Annotated in this window: 17 protein-coding genes; 5 read left to right on the top strand and 12 right to left on the bottom strand. The window is 51.9% G+C overall.

Going from position 1 to position 16,580, the window contains the following annotated elements:
* Positions 1-1,858: 1,858 nt before the first annotated feature.
* The 9 genes from MKI83_RS08430 to MKI83_RS08390 form a co-directional block, all read right to left on the bottom strand.
* A complete protein-coding gene (locus MKI83_RS08430; protein ID WP_241584863.1) occupies positions 1,859-2,215 on the bottom strand; it encodes a hypothetical protein in 357 nt (118 codons plus the stop codon).
* A 164-nt stretch (positions 2,216-2,379) separates the two neighbouring features.
* Positions 2,380-2,778 carry a hypothetical protein gene (locus MKI83_RS08425; RefSeq protein ID WP_241584862.1) on the bottom strand — a complete coding sequence of 133 codons (399 nt, stop codon included), beginning with the start codon at positions 2,776-2,778 and terminating at the stop codon, positions 2,380-2,382.
* Positions 2,779-2,865: 87 nt separating this feature from the next.
* A complete protein-coding gene (locus tag MKI83_RS08420) occupies positions 2,866-3,189 on the bottom strand; it encodes a hypothetical protein (RefSeq protein WP_241584861.1) in 324 nt (107 codons plus the stop codon).
* 840 nt (positions 3,190-4,029) lie between these two features.
* Positions 4,030-4,389 carry a lysozyme inhibitor LprI family protein gene (locus MKI83_RS08415; RefSeq protein WP_241584860.1) on the bottom strand — a complete coding sequence of 120 codons (360 nt, stop codon included), beginning with the start codon at positions 4,387-4,389 and terminating at the stop codon, positions 4,030-4,032.
* A 782-nt stretch (positions 4,390-5,171) separates the two neighbouring features.
* Positions 5,172-5,714, bottom strand: a complete 543-nt coding sequence (locus tag MKI83_RS08410) for a HEPN domain-containing protein (RefSeq protein WP_241584859.1) — start codon at positions 5,712-5,714, stop codon at positions 5,172-5,174.
* A gap of 432 nt (positions 5,715-6,146) precedes the next feature.
* The gene (locus MKI83_RS08405) at positions 6,147-6,509 is read right to left on the bottom strand and encodes a hypothetical protein (protein WP_241584858.1); all 363 of its coding nucleotides are present in this window, start codon (positions 6,507-6,509) and stop codon (positions 6,147-6,149) included.
* A 447-nt stretch (positions 6,510-6,956) separates the two neighbouring features.
* Entirely contained in the window at positions 6,957-7,316 is a 360-nt protein-coding gene (locus MKI83_RS08400) for a DUF6966 domain-containing protein (RefSeq protein WP_241584857.1), read from the bottom strand.
* 732 nt (positions 7,317-8,048) lie between these two features.
* Positions 8,049-8,720 (bottom strand): hypothetical protein, encoded by a 672-nt coding sequence (locus MKI83_RS08395; RefSeq protein WP_241584856.1) that lies wholly within the window; start codon positions 8,718-8,720, stop codon positions 8,049-8,051.
* Between the two features lie 600 nt (positions 8,721-9,320).
* Positions 9,321-9,638, bottom strand: a complete 318-nt coding sequence (locus tag MKI83_RS08390) for a hypothetical protein (protein ID WP_241584855.1) — start codon at positions 9,636-9,638, stop codon at positions 9,321-9,323.
* Positions 9,639-10,530: 892 nt separating this feature from the next.
* On the opposite strand from MKI83_RS08390, the gene MKI83_RS08385 reads away from it, so the two are divergent.
* From MKI83_RS08385 to hda, 5 genes are all read left to right on the top strand, one after another.
* Positions 10,531-11,496, top strand: coding sequence for an integron integrase (locus MKI83_RS08385; protein WP_241584854.1), 966 nt, complete (start codon positions 10,531-10,533; stop codon positions 11,494-11,496).
* 320 nt (positions 11,497-11,816) lie between these two features.
* Positions 11,817-12,869, top strand: coding sequence for a DUF2066 domain-containing protein (locus tag MKI83_RS08380; RefSeq protein WP_241584852.1), 1,053 nt, complete (start codon positions 11,817-11,819; stop codon positions 12,867-12,869).
* A gap of 9 nt (positions 12,870-12,878) precedes the next feature.
* A complete protein-coding gene (locus tag MKI83_RS08375; RefSeq protein WP_241584850.1) occupies positions 12,879-13,442 on the top strand; it encodes a CDP-alcohol phosphatidyltransferase family protein in 564 nt (187 codons plus the stop codon).
* Positions 13,439-14,527 (top strand): AI-2E family transporter, encoded by a 1,089-nt coding sequence (locus tag MKI83_RS08370; protein WP_241584848.1) that lies wholly within the window; start codon positions 13,439-13,441, stop codon positions 14,525-14,527. The genes MKI83_RS08375 and MKI83_RS08370 overlap by 4 nt, the downstream gene beginning before the upstream one ends.
* Positions 14,527-15,231 carry a DnaA regulatory inactivator Hda gene (gene hda, locus MKI83_RS08365; RefSeq protein ID WP_241584846.1) on the top strand — a complete coding sequence of 235 codons (705 nt, stop codon included), beginning with the start codon at positions 14,527-14,529 and terminating at the stop codon, positions 15,229-15,231. The genes MKI83_RS08370 and hda overlap by 1 nt, the downstream gene beginning before the upstream one ends.
* 27 nt (positions 15,232-15,258) lie before the next feature.
* Here hda and MKI83_RS08360 read toward each other — a convergent pair whose 3' ends face one another.
* Genes MKI83_RS08360 through arsC form a run of 3 tightly spaced genes read right to left on the bottom strand, consistent with a single transcriptional unit; the run spans position 15,259 to position 16,567 of the window.
* Positions 15,259-15,621, bottom strand: a complete 363-nt coding sequence (locus MKI83_RS08360; protein WP_241584844.1) for a DUF2069 domain-containing protein — start codon at positions 15,619-15,621, stop codon at positions 15,259-15,261.
* Positions 15,618-16,217 carry an NAD(P)H:quinone oxidoreductase gene (gene wrbA, locus MKI83_RS08355; RefSeq protein WP_370867371.1) on the bottom strand — a complete coding sequence of 200 codons (600 nt, stop codon included), beginning with the start codon at positions 16,215-16,217 and terminating at the stop codon, positions 15,618-15,620. Before wrbA ends, MKI83_RS08360 begins: the two co-directional genes overlap by 4 nt.
* Positions 16,214-16,567, bottom strand: a complete 354-nt coding sequence (arsC, locus tag MKI83_RS08350) for an arsenate reductase (glutaredoxin) (RefSeq protein ID WP_241584842.1) — start codon at positions 16,565-16,567, stop codon at positions 16,214-16,216. The genes wrbA and arsC overlap by 4 nt, the downstream gene beginning before the upstream one ends.
* Positions 16,568-16,580 lie beyond the last annotated feature (13 nt).

Here is a 16,580-nt window from a genome sequence, read left to right as displayed (position 1 = left end):
ATTTCAAGCGCCCTAACGATTAAGCTAACGGGCTGACAAAAGCGCAGCTTTTGGCAGTCCAGCGAGTGAAACGAGCGACGTTGAGCGCATTGTTAGGATGCACAGTTGTAGCTGCGAAGCTACAGGCCACACCCAAACGAAATGGCGATTCACGCCGAAGCGTGCGGTTGGCTAAGTAGTTATTTGCGACTCGATCCATGCTGTCAAAACCTTCCTTTGCTTACCGCAAATAACCCGACGGCGAACCTGCAAACGGCACCGCGGGGCTTGAGCGAAGCAGCAAAACTAACGACAAAACAGCGCGCTGAAAAGCAGCGTGTGGCTGCGTTGTGGCGAGGTGTTTGATAACCACGATTCAAATGCGCCTAACGATTAAGCTAACGGGCCGACAAAAGCGCAGCTTTTGGCGGTCCAGCGAGTGAAACGAGCGGCGTTGAGCGCATTGTTAGGATGCGAAGTTGTGGCCGTGAAGCCGCAGGCAACACCCAAGCGGAAGGACTCAAAACGCCGAAGCGTGCGGTTGGCTAAGTAGTTATTTGCGACTCGATCCATGCTGTCAAAACCTTCCATTGTTTACCGCAAATAACTCGCTGGCGAACCTGCAAACGGCGCCGCCGAGCTTGAGCAAAACACCAAAGCTAACGACAAAACCGCGCGCTGAAAAGCGGCCTGTGGATTCGTTGTGGCGAGGTGTTGGATAACCACGATTCAAATGCGCCTAACGATTAAGCTAACGGGCTGACAAAAGCGCAGCTTTTGGCAGTCCAGCGAGTGAAACGAGCGGCGTTGAGCGCATTGTTAGGATGCGAAGTTGTAGCCGTGAAGCCGCAGGCAACACCCAAACGAAATGGCGATTCACGCCGAAGCGTGGGGTTGGCTAAGTAGTTATTTGCGACTCGATCCATGCTGCCAAAACCTTCCATTGTTTACCGCAAATAACCCGACGGCGAACCTGCAAACGACACCGCGGAGCTTGAGCAAAACACCAAAGCTAACGACAAAACAGCGCGCTGAAAAGTGGCCTGCGGCTGCGTTGTGGCTGGGTGCTTTATGACCACGAATTGAATGCGCCTAACGATTAAGCTAACGGGCTGACAAAAGCGCAGCTTTTGGCAGTCCAGCGAGTGAAACGAGCGGCGTTGAGCGCATTGTTAGGATGCGAAGTTGTAGCTGTGTGGCTACAGGCAACACCCAAACGAAATGGCGACACTCGCCGAAGCTGGCGGTTGGCTAAGCAGTTATTTGCGACTCGATCCATGCTGTCAAAACCTTCCATTGTTTACCGCAAATAACCCGTCGGCGAACCTGCAAACGGCACCGCGGAGCTTGAACGAAACACCAAAGCTAACGACAAAACAGCGTGCTGAAAAGCAGCGTGTGGATTCGTTGTGGTTGCATGGCTTACCAACACGATTTCAAGCGCCCTAACGATTAAGCTAACGGGCTGACAAAAGCGCAGCTTTTGGCAGTCCAGCGAGTGAAACGAGCGGCGTTGAGCGCATTGTTAGGATGCGGCGTTGTGGCCGTGAAGCCGCAGGCAACACCCAAGCGGAAGGACTCAAAACGCCGAAGCGGGCGATTGGCTAAGCAGTTATTTGCGACTCGATCCATGCTGTCAAAACCTTACATTGTTTACCGCAAATAACCCGCTGGCGAACCTACAAGCGGCACCGCGCGGGCAAAACAAAACACCAAAGCTAACGATAAAACAGCGTGCTGAAAAGCAGCGTGTGGACCCGTTGTGGTTGCATGGTTTGCCAACACGATTTCAAGCGCCCTAACGATTAAGCTAACGGGCGGCCAAAAGCGCAGCTTTTGGACGTCCAGCGAACGAAGTGAGCGACAGTTGAGCGCATTGTTATGCCATTTCTCGGACTGTCTTTGAGATTTCAGAAAATATACTGATATGAATCCCGAAATCGTTCTCTGCTAGCTCGGAGCGAATTTCTGAAACCTCATAGGCCTTGTATTTCTTGGCTAGTGGGCTGGAGAGCTCGCCGATGATGGGACGCTCAATCTCTTCAAATTGGTCGGCAGTGATGTCGTAAATTTCTTTACCTGATTTAAGCCAGAAATGCCGCCCATGCCCAGCTAACTCAGCCTTGACCATGAATATTTCTTTTTCAGGGTATTCATCAACCAGCACTTTGCCCAGAACAAGCGATGCTATTTCACAGCAGTTGCGCGGAAACATACTTAGAAAGGGAAGATCCAAACCCGCATGGTTTGCCTCAAGGAAATTTCTTGTTTTCTGGGCAAGGTTTTTCAGGGCGCAATCCTCTTTAAGGTATAACGTTTGGTTAAGGGGCGGCCAAAAGCGCAGCTTTTGGACGTCCCAGTGAGCGAAGCGAACGACTTGAACCGCTAGTTAGGTGCGACTCAGATGTATATTGATTCATTTGTGACAAAAACGTACCTGGCGTTTCTGTAGACGGGCTTGTCGCCGTAACCTTTGCCCAAAATATAGTTGTGACATTTTGGGCAGCGCGGAGCTGCCATGTAACGGAAATGGGCGCCACAAGAACATAGCGGAAAGTGTTTCTCTGTTTCTGCAAAGTATGGGAGAAGGTGCTTGTCATATTCCTGCCATCCTTTGTCGCCAGCCATAAGATTTGGAAATGCAACTCCGATTTTACTGTAAAAATCAGGATCTTTGATGAGCAATACATTTGGGCAGCGCTCACAATATACTGCCTCCATATCACTGAACCCTAAGTGATAAAGCTCGCCTGATACTTCGGATTTACAGCAGCTGCACTGCTGCGTGTGGTGAGTCATAGCAGCACCTAACGATAAGCTAACGGGCGGCCAAAAGCGCAGCTTTTGGACGTCCAGCGAGTGAAACGAGCGGCGTTGAGCGCATTGTTAGGCTGCACCTGCACGTTTGCTGTTTATTGCTGCGCCAATATATGCGCCGATAGCAATTAGTATCGGCGATGCGAAGTAGTATAGAAACCAAATGTTGGCAGAGTCTGGTGATTTTTCTTGAAGAATACTGAAAATGCCTATAGCTAGAAATAGGGCGTTTAAGCCAGAAAACCCTCCGATGGTGGTTTTCTTTGAGGCTTCAAAGTATGCGGAAATTCCGGCCCAAATCCAGTGCGGAATTGAGAACATTGTGTAGTAGATGGGTAGGCTGGAAATGATGCTGTGACTCTCGCCGAAAGCACCAAATAGTGCCAAGAGCACGTAGACTGCTGCGGGGATTATTAGATTCGCTACGTAGTACATGTGTTGCCTAACGATTAAGCTAACGGGCTGACAAAAGCGCAGCTTTTGGCAGTCCAGCGAACGAAGTGAGCGGCGTTGAGCGCATTGTTAGGATGCGAAGTTGTAGCCGTGAAGCTACAGGCAACACCCAAACGAAAAGGCCAAGAACGCCGAAGTGGAAGATGACCCAAGTAGTTATTTGCGACCCGATCCATGCTGTCAAAACCTTCCATTGTTTACCGCAAATAACCCGCCGGCGAACCTGCAAGCGGCGCCGCGGAGCTTAAGCAAAACACCAAAGCTAACGACAAAACAGCGCGCTGGAAAGCAGCGCGTGGGTTCGTTGTGGCTGGGTAGTTTATAGGCATTTTTCAAGCGCCCTAACGATTAAGCTAACGGGCTGACAAAAGCGCAGCTTTTGGCAGTCCAGCGAACGAAGTGAGCGGCGTTGAGCGCATTGTTAGGATGCGAAGTTGTAGCCGTGAAGCTACAGGCAACACCGAAACGAAAAGGCCAAAAGCGCCGAAGCGGGCGATGACCCAAGTAGTTATTTGCGACTCGATCCATGCTGTCAAAACCTTCCATTGTTTACCGCAAATAACCCGTCGGCGAACCAGCAAACGGCACCGCGGAGCTTGAGCAAAACACCAAAGCTAACGACAAAACAGTGCGCTGAAAAGCAGCGCGTGGGTTCGTTATGGCTGGGAAGTTTCTAGGCATTTTTCAAGCGCCCTAACGATTAAGCTAACGGGCTGACAAAAGCGCAGCTTTTGGCAGTCCAGCGAACGAAGTGAGCGGCGTTAAGCGCATTGTTAGAGGCTACCACCCGTATGTGTCAGTAGTTGCTTTTAACTGGTTTGCTAGGTTTACCATGCACTCTGACTCACGCACTGACTGCCATTGCCCTCCGTAGGTCTGGCTTACTGACTTGCAGAATAAATTTCTAAACTCCACCCAATGCTCCTTTGCCTTTTTGAGCTGCTGGGCTGGTTCTTTATTTGGCTCTGCTTCGGCTTCTGACAGGAGGCGATTGTAGCTTTCTTCCATTAACTGGTTCTGCTGCTGCCAAGAGGCATGCGCTTTCTCTGCATATTCCGCTTGTGATTCTGCGCTTGCATAACTGCTTGCGATAGATAGCCAGATAACAGACGCAAGAGCAGGGATTTGGCGATCAGGCATTTTTGCCTCTAACGATTAAGCTAACGGGCTGACAAAAGCGCAGCTTTTGGCAGTCCAGCGAACGAAGTGAGCGGCGTTGAGCGCATTGTTAGGATGCGACGTTGTAGCCGTGAGGCCGCAGGCAACACCCAAACGAAAAGGCCAAAAACGCCGAAGCGGGCGGTTGGCTAAGTAGTTATTTGCGACTCGATCCATGCTGTCAAAACCTTCCCATGCTTGCCGCAAATAACCCGCTGGCGAACCTGCAAACGGCACCGCGGAGCTTGAACGAAACACCAAAGCTAACGGCAAAACAGCGTGCTGAAAATCAGCGTGTGGTGTCGTTGTGGTTGCATGGTTTACCAACACGATTTCAAGCGCCCTAACGATTAAGCTAACGGGCTGCCAAAAGCGCAGCTTTTGGCAGTCCAGCGAGTGAAACGAGCGGCGTTGAGCGCATTGTTAGGATGCGAAGTTGTGGCTGTAAAGCTACAGGCAACACCCAAACGAAAAGGCCAAGAACGCCGAAGTGGAAGATGACCCAAGTAGTTATTTGCGACCCGATCCATGCTGTCAAAACCTTCCATTGTTTACCGCAAATAACCCGCCGGCGAACCTGCAAGCGGCGCCGCGGAGCTTAAGCAAAACACCAAAGCTAACGACAAAACAGCGCGCTGAAAAGCATCGTGTGGCTGCGTTGTGGCTGAGTGCTTTATGACCACGAATTGAATGCGCCTAACGTTTGGTTAAGGGGCGGGCTTTAGCCCGTCCCAGTGAGCGAAGCGAACGGTTTGAACCATTTGTTAGAGATTGCATTCCAGGTATGAGTCGGTTGCTTTTACCAGCTCTTTGATGAAACGTATGACTTTTTCGAGCTCGTCGCGCTTTATGAGGTGGGCCGCAGGGGAGCCATTGTTTATTGGCTTGGAGCGATGTACTGCATCACCTCTTTTGGATATCCACTCGTTCAGTGATTTCTTGGCTTTTTCTGGGTCGTTATTTGCCCAGTTCCAGCCTTGAGTGATATCGATGCCGAGATAGTCAAGGAATAAACGTTTTGTTTTATCTGATGTTGGGTTGTGGAACTGCTTAAGTTCTTGCTGCAGTTTCTTTTGAATGAACTCGCCGACATAGCTTCCTGCAACAGCTGCAAGTCTCTTGTTCATTGCCTCCGTTACACGATCTTCGACGTATGTTTCCCATGCCGTAAGCGCCATCACTAGTCCTGCACGCTTTAAAACCTCTGCATTAGGAGGTGGGGGATTGGCATTAATTGCGTCGAAGTGAGCCAAAAGCTCCTCTGCATCTCTTATTCCGTGCTCGAATGAAGCTTTGGCATGGGACATCTTGTGATCTCTAACGATTAAGCTAACGGGCCGACAAAAGCGCAGCTTTTGGCGGTCCAGCGAGTGAAACGAGCGGCGTTGAGCGCATTGTTAGGATGCGAAGTTGTGGCTGTGAAGCTACAGGCAGCACCCAAACGAAAAGGCGAAACGCACGCGGTGTAAAGACGAAACACGTAGTTATTTGCGACTCGATCCATGCTGTCAAAACCTTCCAATGCTTACCGCAAATAACCCGACGGCGAACCAGCAAACGGCACCGCGGAGCTTGAGCAAAACACCAAAGCTAACGACAAAACAGCGCGCTGAAAAGCGGCGTGTGGATTCGTTGTTGCTCGGTAGTTTCTAGGCATTTTTTAATGCGCCCTAACGTTTGGTTAAGGGGCCGGCTTTAGCCGGTCCCGAGCGAGCGAAGCGAGTGGCTTGAACCAATTGTTATGTTTCATCTCTCGGTTTTGTATCGATAATTATGACGTTTGTAGATTTGGGAAGGAATTTTTGGACTTCCGCAGCAGAGTAGCCTTTGGCATGTATTACCTCGCCGGTTTCTGTGTGAATTATTATTTCTCGGCTTTTTCTTGCTTCTATCCACGCCACAATGATTTTTGAGAGAGCACTCCAAGGCATTGCTTCTGAGAGAGCAGTGATAGTCTCGACTATGCCAGACGCTTGAGGCCTACCCGTGAACATATGGATCGGGCCATGGGGGATGTTAGCCTCGTCCAATGCAGCCAAGAATGAATCTCCGCCATGTTTAAATAATGTTAGGCGGATTGAGCTGTACTTTCCGTTGCTCATGCGTACTCCTTGGCTGGATTGAAACATAACGATTAAGCTAACGGGCTGACAAAAGCGCAGCTTTTGGCAGTCCAGCGAACGAAGTGAGCGGCGTTGAGCGCATTGTTAGGATGCGAAGTTGTAGCTGAGAAGCTACAGGCAACACCCAAGCGGAAGGACTCAAAGCGCCGAAGCGTGGGGTTGGCTAAGTAGTTATTTGCGACCCGATCCATGCTGTCAAAACCTTCCCTTGTTTACCGCAAATAACCCGCCGGCGAACCTACAAGCGGCACCGCGGATCTTGAACAAAACACCAAAGCTAACGGCAAAACAGCGTGCTGAAAAGCAGCGTGTGGCTGCGTTGTGGTTGCTTGGTTTACCAACACGATTTCAAGCGCCCTAACGATTAAGCTAAGGGGCGGGCTTTAGCCCGTCCCAGTGAGCGAAGCGAGCGATTTGAGCGCCTTGTTAGCCGTGACACACGCCAATAACCATCAGGTTTAAAGCATTTTTGTAGACAAGGCTAATTATGTTTTCTGGGTTACCGTATTTTTGATACCAAGCTGAAGACTCCTTGGTGTTCATGGGTGGCACATAATCATTAAAGCTACCCATGCCGCCAAATACATTTCGTACTGATATAGAAAACTCATTTAGTGAAGCCTGATCAAAACCATTGGCCAAAAAATGATCAGTGGTTTGCAGGCAACGCTCAAAGTGAGCCAACCAATAAGTTGGCTTGTCTAGACGAAGAAGTTCGCACAGCGGCATGAGTGCCTTCTGTAACTCTTCAAGTTGTTGTATGCGGACGCTGACTTCTATTGTCATGGCTAACGATTAAGCTAACGGGCTGACAAAAGCGCAGCTTTTGGCAGTCCAGCGAACGAAGTGAGCGGCGTTGAGCGCATTGTTAGGATGCGCAGTTGTAGCTGCGAAGCCACTGGCAACACCCAAACGAAATGGCGATTCACGTCGAAGCGTGGGGTTGGCTAAGTAGTTATTTGCGACTCGATCCATGCTGTCAAAACCTTCCATTGCTTACCGCAAATAACCCGTCGGCGAACCTGCAGGCGGCACTGCGGGGCTTGAACACAACACCAAAGCTAACGACAAAACAGCGTGGTGAAAAGTGGCCTGCGGCTGCGTTGTGGTTGCATGGTTTACCAACACGATTTCAAGCGCCCTAACGATTAAGCTAACGGGCTGACAAAAGCGCAGCTTTTGGCAGTCCAGCGAGTGAAACGAGCGGCGTTGAGCGCATTGTTAGGATGCGAAGTTGTAGCTGTGAAGCTACAGGCAACACCGAAATGAAAAGGCCAAAAGCGCCGAAGTGGAAGATGACTAAAGTAGTTATTTGCGACTCGATCCATGCTGTCAAAACCTCCCATGTTTACCGCAAATAACCCGCCGGCGAACCCACAAGCAGCACCGCACGGCTTGAACAAAACACCAAAGCTAACGACAAAACCTTGCGCTGAAAAGTGGCATGTGGCTGCGCTGTGGCTGGGTGCTTTATGACCACGAATTGAATGCGCCTAACGTTTGGTTAAGGGGCGGGCTTTAGCCCGTCCCAGTGAGCGAAGCGAGCGATTTGAACCAATTGTTATATTTTTTAATGCGATTTACTTTATCGATTTGTTCTATGGCTCTTTTAATCATGCTTTCAATATGTATGTACTTGTTGATTAGGTCGACTTTTACAATTTCTTGATTTTCCGTAGAAATATTTGAGTCAAAAGTCATGAAGAAATATTTTTCAGCTAGGGCTACTTCTGAGTTTAATATCTCGATTCGATTTTTCAATTCAAATATTTCTACTTGAAGATCTGATGAAAATAATGAAATCTCGGAGAGATGCATATTGACAAATAGGAGGGAGAATTTTTGTAAACTCAAACCTGTACCTTCGGGTTTGGCTTGATGGTGTATCATGGCTTGAAGCACTTCATCGCTAGACTCTAGCTGCAAACGGTAGAGTTTTAATATTGTGGGCTCTGCAGATTTAATTTTTTCATAATTTTCTAGCAGCCACTTGATAAGCTCTCGATCGTATGAGCCTGTTGTGTGGGAAATTGTATCGAGAGTTAGTATTAATCGTTCTTTAATGTGATTAATTTCTTTGGATATCCCTGAGTGCAAGTCATTTCTTTTATAGTATCTATAAATTCTACTTACAATCACTGGGCTAAGCATTCCTAGAAGCCATCCTAGAAAAATAGATGCTATGTCCAATAAACTCTCCTAAAAATATAACGATTAAGCTAACGGGCGGCCAAAAGCGCAGCTTTTGGACGTCCAGTGAGCGGAGCGAGCGGCGTTGAGCGCATTGTTAGGATGGCTCGTTGTGGCTGTGAAGCTACAGGCCAAACCCAAACGAAAAGGCCAAAAACGCCGAACTGATGACTTTCTAAAGTAGTTATTTGCGACTCGATCCATGCTGTCAAAACCTTCTGATGCTTACCGCAAATAACCCGCCGGCGAACCCACAGGCGGCGCCGAGAAACTGGCAGATAACCACAAAGCTAACGACAAAACAGCGCGCTGAAAAGCGGCGTGTGGATTCGTTGTGGCGGTGTGGTTTCTGAGCATTATGTGAAGCGCCCTAACGTTCAAGCTAAGGGGCGCTGCGCGGCTTTATGCGCAGCGTCCCGCTTGAGCGCAATGTTAGGCATTTGCTTTCTGCTTGCTTTTTTTATCGACCTCAGCTTGGCAGATTTTGCATATTCCGTTATGACCATCGGGCTTTGTCTTATTCCTATGGAAATCAGACAGGCTCTTCTCGACCTTGCACGATTGGCACGTTTTTCTTACCGTACTCTTCATTTCAACCCCCTACACAATTTCAGCTTTGAAAGGAATTACGCCTTTTCTCTGTGATTCAGCGAGATACATTCTAATGTCAACTTCTGACACGCCAATACGCTGGGCGATCTGCCTAGCGTCAATTTTCCCCTCTTCGCGGATCATCTCCAATGCAAATGCAGATGCTTGTTTCACTCGTTTAAGGTATTGATTTCCATAGTAGGTCAAGACGCCACCGCCAATAAGCATCATAAATCCCCCTCCTGCTGCGTCGTTTACCTCATTACTACCTATAAGCGCCAAAACACCCAGCACCATTAGAGCGATACCCCAAGCAAATCTTTTCATTCCATTTCTCCTTGCCCCGTTGAGTAAAAAACCGTCAAGCACCTGGGCGTAATGAGTGCCTAACGATTAAGCTAACGGGCTGACAAAAGCGCAGCTTTTGGCAGTCCAGCGAACGAAGTGAGCGGCGTTGAGCGCATTGTTAGGATGCGGCGTTGTGGCCGTGAAGCCGCAGGCAACACCCAAGCGGAAGGACTCAAAACGCCGAAGCGTGCGGTTGGCTAAGTAGTTATTTGCGACTTGATCCATGCTGTCAAAAACTTCCTTTGTTTACCGCAAATAACCCGCTGGCGAACCTGCAAACGGCACCGCGGAACTTGAACGAAACACCAAAGCTAACGGCAAAACAGCGCGCTGAAAAGCGGCGTGTGGCTGCGTTGTGGTGAGGTGCTTGATCAGCATGATTCAAATGCGCCTAACGTTTGGTTAAGGGGCGGGCTTTAGCCCGTCCCAGTGAGCGGAGCGAACGGTTTGAACCAGTTGTTATGCGTACATTCGTTAAGTATTTGTTATGCAAAAATAAACTTGATTATTAAAGTGAATTTCCGTCCCACTCATGTTTAGGGTCGGGTATAAATGTTAATCCCGAGCCTTCATTGTTTGATGCTGATACTAACCAGCCTCCTGGAACCTTGGTTCTATATATGTATGGACAAAATCCGCCATCACTTTTCATTGCTTCCCATATTAGGGTTGGTGAATTGCGTGAACCACTTGAGAATATTCCCATTAAATCCTCCGAGCTAGAATGTCGTATAACTATAAGTAGACGACAAAAGTGGGGTAATTTTTTCCGCCACTTGTGTCGCATAACGTTCCTTGTCAGTCGGTAATCTCTTGACTAGCCTTGATCTCGCGCGGTTAAACGCGACATTGATCAGGGAGTTTTTGCGACATGGATGACAAGCCTAAGCTGCTCGACTTGGTGCGCGAGCAGATCCGTCTGCGACACTATTCGATTCGTACCGAAACTGTCTACCTAGAGTGGATGCGGCGTTTCATTCGCTTCCATCAGTATCGCCATCCGCAAGAGATGGGCGGTCCAGAAGTTGAGGCGTTTTTGACCCATTTGGCGGTACGCCGTGATGTGGCCGCTGCCACGCAAAATCAGGCCTTGTCGGCGATTTTGTTCCTTTATCAGCAGGTGTTGAAACTTGAGCTGCCTTGGCTGGAGGGTGTGGTGCGCGCGCGGCGGCCTCAGCGGCTGCCGGTGGTGTTGACGCGTGAGGAGGTGGCGAATGTGTTGGCGCAGTTGGATGGCAGCGTGGGTTTGGTGGCGAGGCTTTTGTACGGCTCTGGTATGCGTTTGCTCGAGGCGCTGCGCTTGCGGGTTAAGGATGTGGATTTCAGTCGGCTTGAAATTGTGATTCGTGATGGCAAGGGGCAGAAGGACCGCATCACCATGTTGCCGGCTCGACTGGTGGCGCCTTTGCAGGAGCACTTGTTACGGGTTCGTTGCTTACATGAGCAGGATTTGGCGGCTGGGTTTGGAAACACTAAGTTGCCCAATGCGTTGGCGCGTAAGTATCCGAATGCGGGGCGCGAGTGGGGCTGGCAGTTTGTCTTCCCGTCTAAAAACCGCTCTGCCGATCCGCGCTCGGACGGTACGTTTCGCCATCATATTCATGAGAAAACGGTGCAGCGTGCAGTACGCAATGCAGTGCGCCGGGTGGGGCTGGCCAAGCCGGCAACCCCGCATACATTTCGCCATTCGTTTGCAACTCACCTGCTGGAGAGCGGTCAGGATATTCGCACGGTGCAGGAGTTGCTGGGGCATGCCGACGTGAAAACCACGCAAATCTATACCCATGTGCTGAATCGCGGTGGCTTTGCTGTGCGCAGTCCCTTGGATCGGGTGTGAGGTGTCGGCTTTGCGGCGGCATGCCTTGTTGATCTTACCCACCTGCCGTGGGCACCTCGTTAAGCGATAAATGACGACGAGGCGAATCCAAGTAAGACAAGTCAGCACCGTGAAAAACGTAGTTTGGTTATCACTTTGCATTAACCACCAAGGTGCTTTGCCAGCGGGGATCACCATACAACCTGTGAACTTTGCTTGTAGGTGTGCTGCGTGGCGGAATAGGCCAATCTTTAACGCATAAATGGTGTTGAATGCTTGCCCCCATCGCGGCGCGCTTTTAAGGTATGCCAGCTTTGTTACTCCGCCTAGGGTTTGTCGCCATGCCTCGCCTGTTCTGTGTGTTGCTGTTGTCCCTGTCGACCATGTTGGCGAGTGCCGCTGCTGTCGATAATTTGTATGACGTGAGTGAGCCGGTCGCCGGTCAACAAGCCGAGGAGCGTGATGCGGCGTTGTCGCGTGCGTTGGCGGTGTTGGTGCAGCGTCTCAGTGGTAGTCGCACAGCGCTGGATAACAGTGTGGTGCAAGAGGCGCTGAAGGCGCCGCAGGGTTTTGCTAATCAGTACGGTTATCGTGAGTTGCCGAATGGCTTGATGCTTGAGGCTGCGTTTAATCCACTCATGGTGGATAACCTTCTGCGGCAAGCGGGGGTTGCGGTGTGGGGCGCGAGCCGCCCAGCGGTTTTAACCTGGTGGTTAAATCAAGCCAGCGATGAAACCGTGGCTTTGGTGGGTGATGGTTCGGAGCAGGCCGCCAGCCTGCGTAATGGCGCGCAGTATGCTGGGCTGCCAATCAGCTTGCCGTTGGCTGATTTAGATGAGCAATTACTGGCCAGTCTTGAAACCGTGTCGGGGCAGCCACAAGGGCTAGAGGCGGCGTCACAGCGTTACACTTCTGACGCGCGTTTAGCCGTGGTGGCTAAACCCGTTGCGGCTGGCTTTGAAGCGCAATGGCAGGGTTGGATGGGAGAATGGCAGGTGCGCGGGAGTGCCTCTGGCGCTGATCAGATGGCCTTGTCGCGCGATGTGTACCAGCAGTTGGCAGCGCAGCTGGCTGCTCGCTTTGTCGTGGCTGATACAGCACAACAGGGCCAGTTTATGCTCGTGGTGCATGGCGTGACTGACTTAGGCCGTTATGCACAGCTTGAGCGTTTGCTGGAGCCGTTTAACCCTAAATTGCTAGGCGCTCAAGCTGATCGCATGAGTTATCAGCTGCAGGCGAGTCGTGAGCAACTGGCAGCGCAGTTAGGTCTGGCGGGCATCATTGCTGCGCCAGAGGCGCGCCCACAGGTTCAGCCTGGGGTTGATGCCAATGGTCAGCCAGTGCTGCCTGCTGCCGACAGTGCGGGTATGGCTGAACACTATCGCTGGCCCTAAGGAGCCTCTATGCCCCAGCGCTGGATGCGCCAGTTACCCAATGCTTTAACCATCATGCGCATGCTCTTGGTGGTGCCGATTGCATGGTTATTGTTGGCCGAGCGTTTCGGTCAGGCGTTGGGGTTGTTTGCCTTGGCGGGGGCGTCAGATGCGTTGGATGGTTTTTTAGCGCGACGTTTTGCTTGGACCAGCCGAGTGGGCGCGATGATTGATCCGCTGGCCGATAAATTACTGCTCGTCACCAGCTATCTGTGCCTCAGCATTACTCAGGTGATTCCGTGGTGGCTAACCGTGTTGGTGCTGGCTCGCGATACTTTTATTGTCACGGGCGTCATGCTCTATCGACATCTTGTGGGTGCATTGCGGATCGCGCCGACGGTGCTGGGTAAGTTATCAACCGTGATGCAAATACTTTTGGTGTTGGTCGCTTTGATTGAGCTGAGTGTGTGGGCAGCGTTCGCCGATTATCGACCCCTGCTGATTGTTGCCGTGGCGGTGTTGGCGATTTGCAGCGCAGCGCAGTATGGATGGCAAGGATGGCGACATTATCGACATGCGAGGACACTGGAATGACCGTTGCTAATCGCTGGCTTTGGCTCGCGGGGTTAGTCCTGCTAGGGTGGCTGATCGCGCAATTGCAGCCGATTCTGTCACCGTTTTTATTGGGTTTTTTGATTGCCTATTTAGGTGATCCTCTGGCCGATTGGTTGGAGGCTAAGGGCTTGGGCCGCACTTGGGCCGTTACCTTGGTGTTTGGCGTTTTTACCTTATTCATGCTGGTGGCGTTACTGGTCGTGCTGCCTTTGTTGGGCCGTCAGCTGGTCAAGTTGGCTGAGTTTTTACCGCAATTATTGGACTGGCTGCAAAGCCAAGGGCTGCCATGGGTGCAGTCGCAGTTGGGCTTGGCAGATGATTTTTGGCAGCTCGATCAGCTAAAGAAGACGCTGGTGAATCACTTGGGTGATGCCTCGGGCTTGATGAAAAACCTGCTCAAGGCCGCCAGTTCATCGGGCATGGCCGTGATGTTGATGATGGCTAACTTGGTGTTGGTGCCGGTGGTGAGCTTTTATTTGCTGCGCGACTGGGACGATGTGATGGCGCGTCTGCGCAGCCTGTTGCCGCGTCGGCAAGAAGGCGTGATTGTTGCGCTTGCCGGTGAGTGCCATGAAGTAATTGGCGCTTTTTTGCGCGGGCAGCTGCTGGTGATGTTGGCCTTGGGCACGGTATATGCGCTTGGGTTGATGCTGCTCGGTTTAGATCTGGGGCTCTTGATCGGCATGCTGGCTGGCTTGGCGAGTATTGTGCCGTACATGGGCTTTGCCGTGGGCATAGTCGCGGCGCTGGTGGCGACGCTGTTTCAGTTTGGTGTTGATCCGTACATGTTGCTGGGCGTCGTGGCGGTTTTTTCTGTTGGGCAAATGCTCGAGGGCATGTTGTTGACGCCGCTATTGGTGGGCGATCGCATTGGCTTGCACCCGGTGGCGGTAATCTTTGCCATCATGGCTGGCGGTCAGTTGTTTGGCTTTGTGGGCGTGTTGTTAGCCCTGCCAGTGGCTGCGGTGATCATGGTTTTGCTGCGTCATGTGCATGATTTATATAAACTTTCCGATCTTTACGGAAAGCCGGCGGAACCTGCTCCGCCTTCGCAAGAGTCTTGATGAAACCGGTTCAATTACCCTTAGGCGTTCGTCTGCGTGATGACGCTACCTTTGCCAACTTTTATCCCGGCATCAATGCCGCGGCACAAGGCTATGTGGAGCGCTTGTGTGAAAGCGATGCCGGCTGGGTAGAAAGCTTGGTTTACCTGTGGGGCGCACAAGGCGTCGGCCGGAGTCATTTGTTACAAGCTGCGTGTCATCGCCTTGAGCAGCAAGGCGTGCCGGCGTTGTATTTGCCGTTGGCAGAAGTGGCCGCCTTTGCACCCGATATGCTTGAGGGGCTGGAGCAGTTTGAGCTGGTTTGTTTGGACGGCTTAGAGTGCGTCACAGGCAATGAACAGTGGCAAGAAGCACTGTTCCATTTGTTTAATCGCCTGCGCGATGCCGGCAGACGACTGTTGATTGCGGCCGATGTTTCACCGCGCGAGTTGCCCTTAACCTTGGCCGATTTGCGCTCGCGCTTATCGCAAGCGTTGGTGTTTCAGGTGCATGAGTTGTCGGATGAGGACAAGTTGCGCGCCTTGCAGTTGCGCGCCTTTCGCCGTGGTCTGCAGATGCCTGAGGAAGTCGGGCGCTTCATTCTCACGCGAGCGGGGCGCAGTATGAATGCGCTGTTTGAGGTCTTGGAGAAGCTTGATCAAGCCTCTTTGCAAGCACAGCGCAAGTTGACCATTCCCTTCTTAAAAGAAGTGCTGGGCTGGTAGCCGGACGTCCCTGTCCGACGAGACCGCTTACAGTCCTAATGCGCGGCGCGCGCGCTGCATGTCGGCGCGGGCATACAGCATGGCGCTAATAAACACGGCTGTGGTGAGCAGCGCTTCACTGGTGCCTAGCCATAAGCGGCCGGGCTCAAAGGCGGTCGTTACGCCCTGAATAAAATACAGATTCAGTACAAAGCACAAACCCTGAAAGGCTTTGCGCCGTCCGGCGATGAGCCACGGTATAAAAATCAGCAGCGGCACAATGTGGACGCTGAGCACGGCAAAGGGGTTGCCGCCGTGCAAGTCGCGAATCAGCAGCACCCACACGCTTAAGAAGGCGAGCAGGGCGGCGAATAAGATCAGGGTGCTCCAGTACCAAGGGCGCGGATTCATGCTGGAGTCTCCAGTTGCAAGGCAAGACGTCCGACACGCTCACCAAGAGCGCGGCAGAGGCGTTTTTCGTGATCATCAATAGCGCGTTTGCCGTCTTGGCCGGCAAAGTGACTGGCGCCGTAGGGCGTGCCGCCACCGCGCGTTTCTAGAAGTGCGCTTTCGCTGTAGGGCAGTCCGCAGACCAGCATGCCGTGGTGTAACAAGGGCAACAGCATCGACAGTAAGGTGCTCTCTTGGCCGCCATGCAAGCTGGCGGTTGAGGTAAACACGGCCGCGGGCTTGCCGACCAGAGCGCCCGACAGCCATAAGCTACTGCTGCTGTCGATAAAGTGCTTGAGTGGCGCGGCCATGTTGCCAAACCGTGTCGGGCTGCCCAATACCAAGCCACTGGCGTGCTGCAGGTCATCTAACGTGGCAAAGACAGCACCGCTATCGGGCACTTCGGCCTGGCTGGCGTGGGTGTCGGGCGACACTTCGGGCACGCAGCGCAGGCGCGCTTCAATGCCTGTGGCCTCAACGCCGCGGGCAATCAGTTGCGCCATCTCGGCGGTTGCGCCGTGGCGACTGTAATACAGCACTAGAACATACGGGCTCACGCTAACAGCTCCAGCACACGCTCGGGCGGCCGGCCGATCACGGCGCGATCACCGGCGATAAAAATAGGGCGCTCGATCAGTTTGGGGTGCTCTGTCATGGCGGCGATCAGCGCTGCATCGCTGACGCTTGGGTCTGCCAGATTTAAGTTTTTGTAGGCCTCTTCCCCTGTGCGCAACAGCTCGCGTGGGCTGATCCCTAGTTTGATCAGCAGTGCGGCGATTGCCTTTGCGTCTAAAGGCTCATCGAGATAACGCACGATAGTGGGTTCAATGTTGTGTTGTTGCAGGATTTCCAAAGCGCCGCGTGATTTTGAGCAGCGTGGGTTATGCAAAAGCAGTAGATCAGACATGGCTAATTCGCGG

It is taken from the genome of Atopomonas sediminilitoris (assembly GCF_022601735.1).
GTDB classification, from domain to species: domain Bacteria; phylum Pseudomonadota; class Gammaproteobacteria; order Pseudomonadales; family Pseudomonadaceae; genus Atopomonas; species Atopomonas sediminilitoris.
The sequence above is the reverse complement of the archived record's forward strand: the minus strand, read 5'-3'. Positions and strand labels throughout refer to the sequence as shown.